Source organism: Cellulomonas sp. P4_A2 (genome assembly GCF_056402515.1).
The window spans coordinates 87397-100650 of sequence record NZ_JBFUHG010000012.1 but is presented as its reverse complement, the minus strand read 5'-3'; the positions used below and the strand labels follow the sequence as shown (position 1 = coordinate 100650).

10 protein-coding genes are annotated in these 13254 nt (G+C 72.3%); 5 read left to right on the top strand and 5 right to left on the bottom strand.

Going from position 1 to position 13254, the window contains the following annotated elements; all coding sequences use genetic code 11:
- Positions 1–79: 79 nt before the first annotated feature.
- A complete protein-coding gene (locus AC1DUE_RS13120; protein WP_477039869.1) occupies positions 80–775 on the bottom strand; it encodes a hypothetical protein in 696 nt (231 codons plus the stop codon).
- A 228-nt stretch (positions 776–1003) separates the two neighbouring features.
- On the opposite strand from AC1DUE_RS13120, the gene AC1DUE_RS13115 reads away from it, so the two are divergent.
- Positions 1004–2737 carry a tyrosine-protein kinase domain-containing protein gene (locus AC1DUE_RS13115; RefSeq protein WP_477039868.1) on the top strand — a complete coding sequence of 578 codons (1734 nt, stop codon included), beginning with the start codon at positions 1004–1006 and terminating at the stop codon, positions 2735–2737.
- Between the two features lie 27 nt (positions 2738–2764).
- Here the strand turns inward: AC1DUE_RS13115 and AC1DUE_RS13110 are convergent, their stop codons facing one another.
- The 3 genes from AC1DUE_RS13110 to AC1DUE_RS13100 form a co-directional block, all read right to left on the bottom strand.
- The gene (locus AC1DUE_RS13110; RefSeq protein ID WP_477039867.1) at positions 2765–4339 is read right to left on the bottom strand and encodes a glycosyltransferase family 39 protein; all 1575 of its coding nucleotides are present in this window, start codon (positions 4337–4339) and stop codon (positions 2765–2767) included.
- The gene (locus AC1DUE_RS13105; protein ID WP_477039866.1) at positions 4339–5304 is read right to left on the bottom strand and encodes a glycosyltransferase family 2 protein; all 966 of its coding nucleotides are present in this window, start codon (positions 5302–5304) and stop codon (positions 4339–4341) included. The genes AC1DUE_RS13110 and AC1DUE_RS13105 overlap by 1 nt, the downstream gene beginning before the upstream one ends.
- 97 nt (positions 5305–5401) lie before the next feature.
- On the bottom strand, positions 5402–6430 hold the full coding sequence (locus AC1DUE_RS13100) for a glycosyltransferase (protein ID WP_477039865.1): 1029 nt from the start codon (positions 6428–6430) through the stop codon (positions 5402–5404).
- Positions 6431–6570: 140 nt separating this feature from the next.
- Here AC1DUE_RS13100 and AC1DUE_RS13095 point away from each other — a divergent pair, with 140 nt between their 5' ends.
- The 4 genes from AC1DUE_RS13095 (at position 6571) to AC1DUE_RS13080 (ending at position 11293) form a co-directional block, all read left to right on the top strand.
- Positions 6571–7455, top strand: a complete 885-nt coding sequence (locus AC1DUE_RS13095) for a glycosyltransferase family 2 protein (RefSeq protein ID WP_477039864.1) — start codon at positions 6571–6573, stop codon at positions 7453–7455.
- The gene (locus tag AC1DUE_RS13090; RefSeq protein WP_477039863.1) at positions 7452–8585 is read left to right on the top strand and encodes a glycosyltransferase family 4 protein; all 1134 of its coding nucleotides are present in this window, start codon (positions 7452–7454) and stop codon (positions 8583–8585) included. The genes AC1DUE_RS13095 and AC1DUE_RS13090 overlap by 4 nt, the downstream gene beginning before the upstream one ends.
- 117 nt (positions 8586–8702) lie before the next feature.
- Positions 8703–9779, top strand: coding sequence for a polysaccharide pyruvyl transferase family protein (locus AC1DUE_RS13085; protein WP_477039862.1), 1077 nt, complete (start codon positions 8703–8705; stop codon positions 9777–9779).
- A complete protein-coding gene (locus AC1DUE_RS13080) occupies positions 9776–11293 on the top strand; it encodes a lipopolysaccharide biosynthesis protein (RefSeq protein ID WP_477039861.1) in 1518 nt (505 codons plus the stop codon). Before AC1DUE_RS13085 ends, AC1DUE_RS13080 begins: the two co-directional genes overlap by 4 nt.
- Positions 11294–11475: 182 nt before the next feature.
- On the opposite strand, the gene AC1DUE_RS13075 is transcribed toward AC1DUE_RS13080, so the two are convergent.
- Positions 11476–13224, bottom strand: a complete 1749-nt coding sequence (locus AC1DUE_RS13075) for a hypothetical protein (RefSeq protein ID WP_477039860.1) — start codon at positions 13222–13224, stop codon at positions 11476–11478.
- Positions 13225–13254: the final 30 nt, after the last annotated feature.

The following is a 13254-nucleotide window of genomic DNA, read 5'->3' as shown; positions in this document are numbered from 1 at the left end:
CCAACATGCAGACGGTCGACCGTCCAGATGGCCCCGGCGGGGTACGCCCAACTGGGTGAAACCGGGCGACCCGAACGGCTCAGACGCCCGCGGGCCCCCGGAAGAGGACGACCGTCGAGTCGACGGACAGGTCGAGCTCGATCGTGATGTCGTCGCGCTCGTCGACCGGGACGTTGAACACGTAGGTGCCCGAGGCGGACTCGCCGGCGTCGACCGAGCCCGGGAAGGGCTCGACCCCCGGCTGTCCCAGCGGCAGCGCAGGCTTCATGGCTTCGCCGTAGTACAGGTTCACGACGGCGAAGGAGAGGTCGAGCTCCGAGCCGGTCTGGTTGTCGATCTGGACGGTGACGCGCAGGGACGGACCGCCCACCTCGCCGGGAACCTCCGCGGTCCCCTCGACGGCCTCGATCTTGCTGACCGCTGCCGTGACGCCGGCCTCCGGCGTCCCCTCCTCGTCGACCGGGACGGTCTGCGTGGGCGCGGGCTCGGGCTCGGCGGTCGGCTCCTCGGGGGTCGCCGTGGGCGTCTCGTCGCCGGCCGAAGGGCTCGACGAGGGGTCGGGCGGCGAGCCCTTCGACGGGTCGATGCTCTCGCGGACGGTCGCGGTGGAGGCCGTCCCGGTGGCGGCGGTGTCCGTGTCGTCGGAACGTGTGAGCACGACCGCGAGGACGAGCGCGACGAGGACGACCGCCGCACCGATGGCCCACCACCACCACGCGAGGCGGCGCGGGTCGTCCGCCGGCTCGGTCGGCTGCGGGTTCTCAGGCTCGGACATCGCACACTCCACGCACCGACGGGACGAGACGAGGCGCCAGTGTATGGGGGCAGCCCGTGGGTTCTGCGGGGTCGGGCCGGATTTCAGCCGCGCCACCGGAGGACCCGCTACCGTCCCGTGAGACGATGAGGGACCGGCGCAGGCGCTTCGTCGCCTCCACCTCGTCGCAGGTCACCGGGCAGGGCACAGCGCAGAGGGCGCCTGGAGACGGAGGTTCGGTCCTTGGGGATGAACGAGTACCTCACCGCGTTGCGCAAGCGCTGGCTCGTGATCGTCCTGCTTGCCGTGGTCGGCGCAGGTATCGGCTACTACCAGGCGCAGACCGCGACGCCGCTGTACCGCGCCTCCAGCGAGATGTACGTGTCTCTCGCCCGCGGCGACACGACCGGTGAGCTCGTCCAGGGGTCGACCTACACGCGCAGCCTCGTCGAGTCGTTCGTCCAGCTGGCCACCACCCCGAAGGTCCTCGACCCTGTGGTCGACGACCTGGGTCTGACGATCAGCAGCCACGCGCTGGCCGGCGCGGTCAGCGCCACCTCCCCGCTGAACACCGTCATCATCCAGGTCACGGCCGTGTCCAAGAACCCCGACCGGGCCGCGGCGATCGCGAACTCGGTGGCCGCGCACCTCTCGGAGACCGTCGTCGACCTCTCGCCGACGTCGGAGAGCGGAGCCGCGACCGTCAAGATGAACGTCGTCGCGCCCGCCACCGCGCCGACCGCCCCGTTCTCCCCGAACAAGAAGATGAAGGTCGCGACGGGTCTCGTCGGCGGGCTGGCCATCGGCGTCGTGATCGCGCTGCTCGTCGCCCGCCTCGACACGCGCGTCCGTACGGTCAAGGACCTGCCGACCGAGCCCGAGCGCGCGCTGCTGGGCACCATCCCGCAGGACAAGGCGATCCGGAAGCACGGCGCCCGGGCGATCATGGTGTTCCCGCACGCCCCGCTGGCCGAGTCCTACCGGCGCGTTCGTACCAACCTGCAGTTCCTCAACGTCTCCAAGCCTGTGACGGTCGTCGTCATCTCCTCGGCGGTGCCCAACGAGGGCAAGTCGCTCACGTCGATCAACCTCGCGCTGACCATGGCCGAGCAGGGCAAGCGCGTGCTGCTGGTCGACGCCGACCTGCGGCGCTCGAGCATCGCGATGGAGTGCGGGCTCGAGGGCAGCGCGGGCCTGTCGACCGTCCTGGTCGGTGAGGCCACCATGGACGAGGTAGTGCAGCCGTGGGGTGCGCCGAACCTCGACGTCATCACGGCCGGGGCCACGCCCCCGAACCCCGGACACCTGGTGGAGTCCGAGGCGATGACCCGGTTCATCGCGGCCGCCCGCGCGGAGTACGACTTCGTCGTCGTGGACGCGCCCCCCATGCTGGCCGTCACCGACGCGGCGGTCCTCGGCCGACAGACCGACGGCGTCATCGTCGTCGCGGGGTCGTCGAAGGTTCGGCGGCACGAGCTGCGCGACGCCCTTGCCTCCCTCGACGCGATCGAGGTGACGTGCCTCGGGATCGTCCTGAACAAGGTACGAACGGGGCGCGGCGACTCGTACAGCTACAGCTACACGTACAGCACGAGGAACAAGAGGTCGCGTCGCCGTCGTCGCCGCGGCACGACCACCGAGCCCCGGACCCAGGCGGCCGCACGCCTCGCAGCCATCGCTGCAGGCGAGCTGCCGACACCCGCGACCCCGGTTTCCGAGGTCAAGGCCGTCGACGTGCCGGAGCCGATGCCGCCGGCCGACCGTCCCGTCGAGACCGAGCGCGTCGGTTCGCACGCGGCCGTCGACGTCCCCGAGAAGGCTCAGGAGCCCGACGCGCTGGTCGAGCAGACCACGACCGAGCCCGTCGACCAGCACGAGAGCACCGAGCTCGACGAACCCCTGGCGGAGCGGGAGCACGTCGACGAGCTCGAGCTCGCAGAGGACGACGAGCTCAGCCGCGACGAGGCCTCCGCACGGACCTGAGGACGGCCCACCCGTCGAGGCGGACGTTCAGCGCTGGAAGGTCACGACCTCGTCGAGGGACCCGTTCCACGTCTCGCCCTTGACGAACCCCGCGCCCTGGAGCACCGCGTCGTCGGCGTCCGCAGCGGTCTGCGGGTAGTCGTGCCGACGGATGACGACGAGCCGGTCCACGCCGGCCAGTCGCGCGGTCGCATCCTCGATCGTCGACGAGGTGCCCAACAGGTCGCCCGCCTCGACCGGCGTCGTCAGCTGCGTCAGGTCGACGGTGCCGGCGAACGGCTCGGGGTAGGCCACGGCGATGCCCCGTGTGGTCAGCCGCACCTCGGGACCGGTCGCCTCGACGCGCGGTGAGAAGTAGACCCCGTCCCCGTGCCCGACCTGCGTGCTCACCCGCTCGGCCACCTGCCGCCAGTCCGAGCCGCTCTTCGCGTTCTCGGTGCGCTGCGAGACGAGGACGGGGATGGCGAGCGAGACGAGGACGGTCGCAGCGACGACCTGCACGACGACATGTCGGCGCAGCGACGCCAGCCCGAAGGCCGCCAGCAGCGCGATCCCGGGTGCCGTGAAGGCGAGGTACCGCGGTGAGTAGGTGGTCGAGACGATCGCGTAGGCGGCCAGGGCGACCGTCGGGACGACGACCCACGGCACGGCCCACGCGAGCAGGTCCACGGTCGGGCGCTCGAGGGGGCGGGAACGCCAGGCTGCCACCAGGGCGAAGCCGACGAGCACCACGAACCCGAGCGCGAGCAGGACGGAGGCGACCTGCCAGACGTGCACGGATGGGTCCGCAGCCGCGAGGTCGGCGCCGCGCGAGTAGACCGTGGGTGTCTCGCCCAGGAACCACTGGTTCACGACGACGTTGCGGGCCAGCTCCGCCAAGGATCGGGGCGCGACGCCGATCTGCCCGGTCTGGCCGAGCGCTGCGAGCACCATCGGCAACGTCGCGGCGGTGCCGACGCCGGCCGCGAGCAGCCAGCGCACGAGGATCCGCCGGTCCGAACGATGCGTGAGCAGCAGCGACACCAGGTGCGCGCCGACGAGGAGCACGAGATAAAGGTTCAGCAGGATGGCGAGCGCGACGAGCGCACCGTAGGCGACCCACCACCGCGCACGCCCCCGGCGGAGCGCCACCAGTAGCACGTAGGTGGCCCACACCCCTGCGGCGGTCGCGAACGCGAACGGGCGAGCCTCGATCCCCATCCAGGCGACGCGGGGCATCAGGACGAACGCGGCGGCGGCGGCCGGTGCGTACGACGACCAGCCCAGCCGGACCGCGAGCAGGTAGACGCCGGTCGTCGCGATGCCGACGGCGATCGCGCTGGGCGCGCGCAGGGCGAGCTCGCTCTGACCCGCGACGGCGATCCAGCCGTGCATGAGCAGGTAGTACGTGCTGTGCACGGCGTCGATCGTGTGGGCCATCCGCCAGAGCTCGGGCAGGCTCCGGGTCGACGCCGAGATCGTCGCCGCCTCGTCGGTCCACAGCGCCGGTACCCAGGACCCGATGGCCACGATGACGGCACCGAGGAGACCGGCGAGCGCCGCCCGCCGCCGCTCGGACGCGGCCGCGACGTGCGTCCTGGACACCGTGACGGCGTGGGTCATCAGCGCGCGTAGTCGAAGACGACGCTGCCGAGCGCCCCCGAGATCATGCCGCGGCCCCGCGCAGCCGTGCGCTGCCCCTTGGCGTCGTGCACGTCCGACCGGGCTACGCGCCCGAGCACCGACCGTCCGGTCCCCGTGACCACGCGCAGCGCGCCGAGGGCCACGCATCGCGCGCGGACGGCGAACCGCTTCGGCGCGCTCCGGGCGAGGACGACCTCGCACCGGCTCGCCGAGTTCCCGCTCCGGCGTGCGCGGTGCAGCACCCACTGCCGGGTCGTGCGCTCCGCAGGGACGACGTCGGTGACGATCGCCTCGTCGCACCACACCATCGCGGCGCCGCTGGCTGCGAGCTGCCGCGTGAAGAGGGTGTCGGAACCACCGCTGAGGCCGAACGCCGCGTCGAAGCGCAGGCCGAGGCGCCGCACGACCGTCATGTCGAGGAGCAGGTTGTTGGTCGCGGCCACGTCGATGGGCGTTCCGGTGGGCAGGCGCCGCCGGTCGAAGAACCGGCCCGCCTCGACCCAGGGCTCCAGCGGTACCGCCATCTCGGAGACGACGGGTCCCACGACGGCCGCGGCACCGGACGACCGGTACGCGTCGAGCAGGAAGGCCAGCCAGCCGGGCGTCGGGCGCTCGTCGTCGTCGATGAAGATCAGCAGGTCCGCGCCCCCGGACGCGTCCAGCGCTCGGTTGCGGCCCGCCGCGATGCCCGGCGTCGGCTCGTGCACGTAGCGGACCGGGTCGCCGAACGCCGCGACCGTCCCCGCGGCGCCGCCGTCGGGGTCGTTGTCGACGACGAGCAGCTCGACGCGGTCCGAGACCTGCGACGCCTGCTCGAGCAGCAGCGGGACGACCGCGCGCAGATCGTCCGGGCGACGGTAGGTGAGCATCGCGATCGTCACGCCCAGCACCTGGGCACTCACCTGGTCGCCCAGGTCAGCAGCGGCGGGGAGGGGTCGTGACACCGGCGACTCCATTCACGAGGGATGGACTGAGTGTGCAGCAATGTCCGTTTCGCGTCATCGCCCGATCCCCGGCCCACGGCGTGATTCACCCCACTGCTCACCCGCGCCGGACCCGCGCCACGGCGTCCCGGAACACCGCGACGTGCCGCACTGCCAGGGCGTCCCAGCTGCGGGCCGACAGGTCGGGCGGCTCGGGCGGGCCGTCCGTGGTCGCCGCGAGCGCGGCCGTCAGGACATCGGGCGTCAGGTCGCCGTCGAAGCGCTGCACCCACCAGGCACCGACCTCGTCCGCCATCGCGTCCGTGACTGCGTTCGCGGGGACCAGCACCGGCCGGCGCAGGGTGAGGGCGAGCAGGACGGCGCCCGAGTTGTGCATCTCGCGGTACGGCAGGGCGACGAGCTGGGCCGCCGCGACCGACGCCGCGAGGTCGGCGTCGGCGACGTGCCCCAGGTGGAGCTCGACGCGTTCGTCGCCCGTCGCCGCAGCCCGGACCTCTCGCTCCACCTCCGGCGACGACGCCTTTCCCGCGACGACGAGGCGCGCATCCTCGTCGGGAACCCGGCCGAACGCGCGCAGCAGGGTGGGAACGTCCTTGTAGGGCCGGATCAGACCGAAGAACAACAGTCGACCGGGCTGCGCGTCGCCGCGCGCGTGGCCGGAGTACCAGTCGCCGTAGTCGCCGAGCGGGATCGTCGTCGCGGGCACGCCCGAGGGCGTCGGCGTCGTGTCGTTCAGGCGGATCCACCAGGTGGTCCACCGGTTGGTCAGCCGCAGGACCGCCCGCGTCACGACGTCCTTGTCCTCGTGCGGCGCCACGTTGTGCGCCGTCCGGACGATCGCCGTCCGGCGCAGCCGGAACCGGACGAGCGCGACGGCCAGCAGCAGGCACGCCGCGAGCCGCCGCGGCCACGTGCTCTTGGTGACCACGACCTCGGGCCAGTGCACGTGGAACACGTCGTACCGCGACGTCAGGGCCCGCTTCCAGGTGAACGTCTCGACGTCCGCGTGGTGCCGCAGCGCGTCGAGCAGGAGCACCGAGTGCGGGTTCGTCGTCTGCCGTGGCGGACCGAACGACTCGAGGACGCGCAGCCGACCGGTCGTCGCCCTCGTGCTGCCGTCCGCCATGGTCGCTCCCGTCTGGTCGTGCCCGGATGCTACCGATTCACCCGACCGCCCCGCTCTGCACGCCCGTGCCCGCGAGATACGCTCCGACCCGCCGGGCTCTCCGGCGCACCCACCGGCGGCGACACAGGGGAGGCGAGCGCGTGGACGGACGCAGCGCCGTGGTCGTCGTGAACCACGGGTCCCACGCGATGCTCGAGCAGTACCTCGCACCGCTCGCCGCGGAGCTCGAGGCCCAGGTCGTCGTGGTCGACAACTCGACCACCGAGGAGTCGCGCGCGGCTGCCTTCGAGGTGGCCAGCTCGCGCAGGTGGCACCTGGTGCAGACGCCCAACGACGGCTTCGGCGCCGGGGTCAACCGGGGCGTGACCGAGGCGGTCGCGCTCGGCTGCGACACCTTCCTCGTGCTCAACCCGGACCTGGGTCTCGACGCGGACGCCGCACGGGCTCTCCTCGATGCGGCCCGGTCGGACCCGTCCGTGCTGGTCGGTCCCCGGATCGTCCGCTCCGACGGGCGGGTCTGGTCCGTCGGGGGCGAACTCGACCTCACGCGGGGCCGGACCACCGGTCTGCGCGCCGGACCCGTCGCGTGGATCAGCGGGGCGTGCTTCGCGATGACGGTCTCCACCTGGTCGGACGTGGGAGGTTTCGACGACGCGTTCTTCCTCTACTGGGAGGACGTCGACCTCTCCTTCCGCATGACGACGACCGGTCGCCACCTCGTCGTGCGTGACGACCTCACGGCCGTGCACGAGGTCGGCGGGACGCAGGACCACTCCGGGACACGTCGCAAGTCCGACGTCTACTACCGGCACAACTGCCGCAGCAGGCTCGTCTTCGCCGCCCGCAACCTCGACCGCGCCGCGCAGCGCCGCTGGGTGCTGCGCGCCCCCGCCTTCGCGTGGGAGGTCCTGCTGCGCGGCGGCCGTCGTCAGCTGCTCCGCTCCCCCGGCCCCGTCTGGGCCGCGATCCGCGGGACGAGCGAGGGCGCCTGGTTCGTCGCGCGCCACGGAGGGCGGGCCGCATGAGACGGCTCGTCCTGGCGCACCCGTCGCCCGACCTGTACGGCTCGGACCGCCAGATGCTCCGCTCGATCGAGGCGGCCCGGGCCGACGGCTGGGACGTGCTGCTGGTCCTGCCCGCGACCGGGCCGCTGGTCGAGCTGGCGCAGGCGAGCGGCGCGACAGTCCGCGTCGTCCCGTTCCCCGTCCTGCGCAAGTCGCTGCTGCACCCGCTGCGCATCCTGCGGCTCGCCTGGCAGGCCACCGCGGCGACGGTCGGCGCCGTCCGACTGCTGCGCTCGACCCGCGCCGACCTGCTCTACGTCAACACGGTGACCATCCCGTGGTGGCTCGTCGCCGGTCGCCTCGCGCGGCGCCCGTCGCTGGCCCACGTGCACGAGGCCGAGCTGGACCAGCACCCGCTCGTCTCCCTCGTGCTCAACGCACCGCTCGCGCTCGCCCGCGAGATCGTCGCCAACAGCGCGGCCGCCGCCTCCGTCGTCACCGACACGCTCCCGCGGCTGGCGGGCCGGGTGACCGTGGTCCACAACGGAGTCCCTGGGCCTCCGGAACCCCCGTCCGCGCGCACCCGCTCCACCGGCGACCCGTGGCACCTCGCCGTGATCGGCCGGCTCTCCCCGCGCAAGGGGATCGACGTCGCGCTCGACGCCGTGGGCGAGCTGGTCCGCCGCGGCCGGGACGTGACGATCAGCGTCTGCGGGACCGTGTTCCCCGGGTACGAGTGGTACGAGGAGGAGCTGCGCGCCCGGGCGTCCGAGCCGGACCTCGCCGGCCGGGTCTCGCTGCTCGGGTACGTGAACCCGACCTGGCACGAGCTCGCCGACTGCGACGTCGTCCTGGTCCCGTCACGCACCGAGCCGTTCGGCAACACCGCCGTCGAGGGGCTCCTGGCCCGCCGGCCCGTCGTCGCCTCCCGCGTGCAGGGTCTCACCGAGGTGCTTCGCGACGAGGAGACGGGCCTGCTCGTCGAACCGGGTGACCCGGTCGCGCTCGCGGACGCGGTGGACCGGCTGATCGCCGACGACACGCTGCGGGCCACGCTCGGCGCCCGCGGGGAGGCTGACGCCCACGAGCGGTTCGGCACCGCGCTGTACGACGAGCGGATCGCCCGCCTGCTCAGCTCTGCTGCCGGGTAGTTCATCCGAACGCCCGGACAGTTCACCCCATTTCGGACGCTTCGGGCATCGTCTCGACAACTAGATTTGGCGTCTCAAATACATGGGACGTCCGTCGCCCCGACCAGGAGGTAACGCATGCGGGTGCTCGTCGCCTGGGCCGACGACCGGTCTCGCAACCTCGGGGTCCGTGCGCTCGCGCACGGCTCGGCGGCGTTGGCCCGCACCACGTTCGGCGACGTGGACGTCGACTTCCAGAACTTCGGCAAGGGCGCTTCGCCGGTCCCCGTCGGCAGCCTGCGCAGCCTCGTGCGCGAGCACGTCGACCGGCACCAGGTGCGCGACTGGCTGGCCACCTACGACCTGGTGATCGACACCCGGTCCGGCGACAGCTTCGCGGACATCTACGGCACCAAGCGCCTCGCGACGATGGCGGCGTTCGCCGACCTGGCCAAGCGCGCCGGCGTCCCGGTGGTGCTGGGTCCGCAGACGATCGGGCCGTTCACCACCCGCACCGGCCGGGCGCTCGCGCGGCACTCGCTCAAGGGCTCCGCCGTGACAATGGCACGCGACCCGGAGAGCGCCGCCGCAGCGCACGCCCTCGGCCGCGACGTCGACATCCTCACCACCGACGTCGTGTTCGCCCTGCCCGTGCCCGAGCTCACCCACACGCGTGACGTGCTGCTGAACGTGTCGGGACTGCTCTGGAACGGTAGCCCGCACGTCGACGGCCCGGCGTACCAGCGCACGATCGACGACCTGACGACCCGCCTGCTCGCAGCGGGCCGGCGGGTCACCCTGCTCGCCCACGTGCTCGACTCCCCGCTCGCCGACAACGACGTCCCCGCCGTGCGCGCCGTCGTCGAGCGCCACCCCGAGGTCGAGGTGGTCGTCCCGACCGACCTCGACGACGTCCGTGCGGTGATCGCGTCGGGCGAGCTCGTGATCGGCTCGCGCATGCATGCGTGCCTGAATGCCCTCTCGATGGGCGTCCCGGCGCTTCCGCTCGCCTACTCCCGCAAGTTCGCGCCCCTGCTCGACGCGCTCGACTGGTCCCACACCGTCGACCTGCGCACGTCGCAGGACCCCTCGGGCGAGGTGCTCGAGCGCGTCGGGGACCCCGGGCTCTGGGCGCAGGCCGAGAAGGTCCGCACCCGCGCCGACGAGCTGCTGGTCCCGGCGCAGGACGCGTTGCGGGCGGCACTGCGCCGATGAGCCCCGCGGACCAGGACGCCGAGTCCGTCACGGCAGGTCCGGCCGAGTACGGCAAGGACGTGCGCGGCATGGGCCGCCGAGCGGCCCGCGGCGCCTTCGTCACGATCGGCGGCCAGGCGATCCGCATCGTGCTGCAGGTGGGCGGCGTCGTCGTCCTGGCCCGACTGCTCTCCCCCACCGACTACGGACTGATCGCGATGGTCACCGCGGTGACCGGGATCGGCGAGCTGTTCCGCGACTTCGGGCTCTCGTCGGCGGCCATCCAGGCCAAGACGCTCAGCGTGGCGCAGCGCAGCAACCTCTTCTGGCTGAACTCCGGCATCGGCGCTCTGCTCTGCGTCCTCACGGCGTCGCTCGCCCTCCCGATCTCGCACCTCTACGGCGAGCCCGACCTCGTGCAGGTGGTGCACGCCCTGGCATTCACGTTCCTGTTCAACGGCATGGCCACGCAGTTCCGGGCGGACCTGACGCGCCGCATGGCCTTCGCCCGGCTCGCCGTCATCGACGTCGGCAGCGCGGTCGTCGCGCTGGCGGTCGCCATCGTCATGGCACTGCTCGGCGCCGGGTACTGGGCGCTCGTCGGCCAGCAGCTCACCGCGGCGCTCGCGCTGCTGATCGGCGTGCTGATCGTCGCGCCGTGGAAGCCCGGGCTCCCCCGACGGGGCGTGCCGATGCGCGGGCTCCTCTCGTTCGGCTGGAACCTGATGGCCACCCAGCTGGTCGCGTACGCGAGCAACAACGTCGACTCGCTCACCATCGGCGTCCGGTTCGGCGCCACCCAGCTCGGCCTCTACAACCGTGCCTACCAGCTGCTCATGTCGACGCTGTCGCAGCTGCGCTCCCCGACGACGACGGTCGCGCTGCCCATCCTGAGCCGGCTCCGCGACGACCCGGTGCGCTTCGCGGAGTTCGTGCGCCGAGGGCAGCTCGCGCTCGCCTACGGGCTCGTCGCCGGCCTGGCCTTCGTCGTGGCCGCGGCGGAGCCCCTGACCGACATCCTGCTCGGCGCGCAGTGGCTGGCCGCGACACCCCTGATCCGTCTGCTCGCGGTCGCCGGCGCGTTCGCGACGCTCGCATACGTCGGGTACTGGGTGTACCTGGCCCGAGGGCTGACCGGGGTCCTCCTGCGGTACACGCTGGTGTCCGCGGCCATCAAGATCGTGTGCGTCGTCGGTGGCAGCCACTGGGGGACGGTCGGCGTGGCCGCCGGCTTCGCGCTCGCCCCCATGCTGTCCTGGCCCCTGTCGCTGTGGTGGCTGTCGCGGCACACCCCGGTCCAGCTCTGGTCCCTGATCGGCGGCGCTCTGCGCACCCTGACCGCGTTCACGGTCAGCGGTCTGGCCGCCTACCTGACCGCGTACGCGATCGACCCGGCGTCGCCCTGGGCCGCCCTCGGGATCGAGGCCGTCGTCTACGTCCTGGTCCTCGGCGTCGGATGCCTCGTGATCCGGCCGCTGCGGCGGGACGTGCTCGACGTGACCTTCGCCGTGAAGCTGGCGCTGCACCGAGCCTGAGCGACGCGGGTCCGGTCGTGCTGCACCGTGCCCTGAGCGGCGCGAGACTGGTCGCGCTGCACCGGTCCTGGGCTACGAGGTCGGTCGTGCTGCTCCCGGGCGGACGGCCTCGCCTGCTCCCGGCACGACGAAGCCCCCGGACCGMCGGGCGGTCCGGGGGCTTCGTGGAGTGCTCGTGCTGGTCAGCCCTTGTGCACGACCACCGGCTTGCCGTCGGTGTACACGTTGTTGCTCAGCGAGAGCAGCGGGGCCGTGGTGCCCGGCGCGATGATCGCGCAGTCGGCGACCCTCGTGTTCCGGCCGAACACGTTGTCCTTGAACGAGAGCCCCCGCAGCGGGCCGTAGGACTTCTCGGCGAGGTTCACCGAGCAGGCGCCACCATCGGCGTAGTTCCCGTTGAACTGCAGGTCCGTCACCGTCCCGCGGTCCTGGGTCACCATCATGACCGCGTTCTTCGTGCCGGTCAGGGTGTTGTTGACGAACCGCAGGTTCTTCCCGATCGAGATCTGGATGTTGTCGTTGTGCGACGGGGTGTTGTTGTAGTTCGGGTCCTGCGCCCAGTACGAGTTGTCGTGGAACCAGGAGTTCTGGATCGTCACGTTGTCACCCGTGATGAGCGCCTGGTCGATGACGTGGTGGACGTTGACCCGATCGAGCGTGAAGTTCGCGCCGATGATCCCGCGGATGTGATAGCTCTCGGTGCTCGGTGCGAGCTCGGAGTCCAAGATCGTGACGCTTCCGGTACCGGCCGCGACCATGACGAGGCCCCGGTCGTAGTCGGTGTTCGCACCGCGGATGATGCTGTTCTTGATGACGACGCCCGGGGCGGCGACCACCACGAACCCGCGGATGTCCATCGAGTCGATCACCGCGTTGGGCGTCGTCACGCGGATGTCACCGTTGGCGACGGTCAGCGGCGTCCCGGCGGGGACGCCGGTGTTCGTCGCACCCGGGCGTCCGCCTGACGGCGCGGGAGCCGGAGCGGGCGCGGGAGCAGGTGCCGGTGCCGGAGCGGGAGCCGGTGCGGGCGCCGGAGCCGGTGCCGGTGCGGGAGCCGGTGCCGGAGCGGGAGCCGGTGCGGGGTCCGGAGCCGGAGCGGGTGCCGGCGTCGGGGAAGGAGTCGGCGTCGGGGAAGGAGTCGGCGTCGGAGTCGGCGTCGGCGCGGCTACCGGCGGAGGCGCTGTCGCCCCGGCGGGAGTCGTGGTGAAGCCCGTGAGCACGAGCCAGACGCGAGCGCTGGCCGTGGAGTTGTACACCGTGACCTTGCGGTCGGCTCCCGTCATGTTCAGGGTGACCGTCGCCTTGCCGAGCGACTGCGTCGGGCTGACGAGCGCGGGCTTGGCGATGCACTCCGCGGAGGCCGTCGAGCCTGCGCAGACCGAGATCTTGGTGGGCGTCCATGCGTACTTCGCCGAGACCGTGAACGTCGCCGTGGCCACGTTGGACGGGACGCCGCTGAGCGTCACCGTCCTGGACGTCTTGGGGGCCATCACGACGTTGTCGACGTAGCTGGTCGACGTGTCGGTGGTCGGCACGGTGTAGGAGACGAGCTTGACGCTGACGCGGACGCTCGCCAGGGAGTTGTAGACGACGACCTTGCCGCCCGCGGAGGCCAGCGGGACCGTCACGGTCGCTGTACCGAGCGACTGGACCGGGGTCACGAGTGCCGGCGATGCCTTGCAGGCGTCGGTCACCACCGTGCCGGGGCAGACCGAGATGCTCGTGGACCGCCAGGCCCAGCGACCGGTGACCTCGAAGGTCGCCGAGACGGCGTTGGCGGGTGCCGCCGGAAGAGAGGCGACGACGCTCGCGCGTGGAGCGAGAACCTGCGCGTCGACGAGGGTGCCGGACGCCACCTGCGTGACGGTGGCGGCGCTTGCGCGCTCCCCGGTCGTGATCGAGAAGGCGGTGACGGCCAGGACGGCGGCCATTGCACCTGCCCAGATCTGGGTTCGACGAGA

What these genes read in the sequence shown, in the direction of transcription:
- AC1DUE_RS13120 (WP_477039869.1), bottom strand. Translation starts at nt 775, where the DNA reads ATGTCCGAGCCTGAGAACCCGCAGCCGACCGAGCCGGCGGACGACCCG.
- AC1DUE_RS13115 (WP_477039868.1), top strand. Translation starts at nt 1,004, where the DNA reads ATGAACGAGTACCTCACCGCGTTGCGCAAGCGCTGGCTCGTGATCGTC.
- AC1DUE_RS13110 (WP_477039867.1), bottom strand. Translation starts at nt 4,339, where the DNA reads ATGACCCACGCCGTCACGGTGTCCAGGACGCACGTCGCGGCCGCGTCC.
- AC1DUE_RS13100 (WP_477039865.1), bottom strand. Translation starts at nt 6,430, where the DNA reads ATGGCGGACGGCAGCACGAGGGCGACGACCGGTCGGCTGCGCGTCCTC.
- AC1DUE_RS13090 (WP_477039863.1), top strand. Translation starts at nt 7,452, where the DNA reads ATGAGACGGCTCGTCCTGGCGCACCCGTCGCCCGACCTGTACGGCTCG.
- AC1DUE_RS13085 (WP_477039862.1), top strand. Translation starts at nt 8,703, where the DNA reads ATGCGGGTGCTCGTCGCCTGGGCCGACGACCGGTCTCGCAACCTCGGG.
- AC1DUE_RS13080 (WP_477039861.1), top strand. Translation starts at nt 9,776, where the DNA reads ATGAGCCCCGCGGACCAGGACGCCGAGTCCGTCACGGCAGGTCCGGCC.
- AC1DUE_RS13075 (WP_477039860.1), bottom strand. Translation starts at nt 13,224, where the DNA reads ATGGCCGCCGTCCTGGCCGTCACCGCCTTCTCGATCACGACCGGGGAG.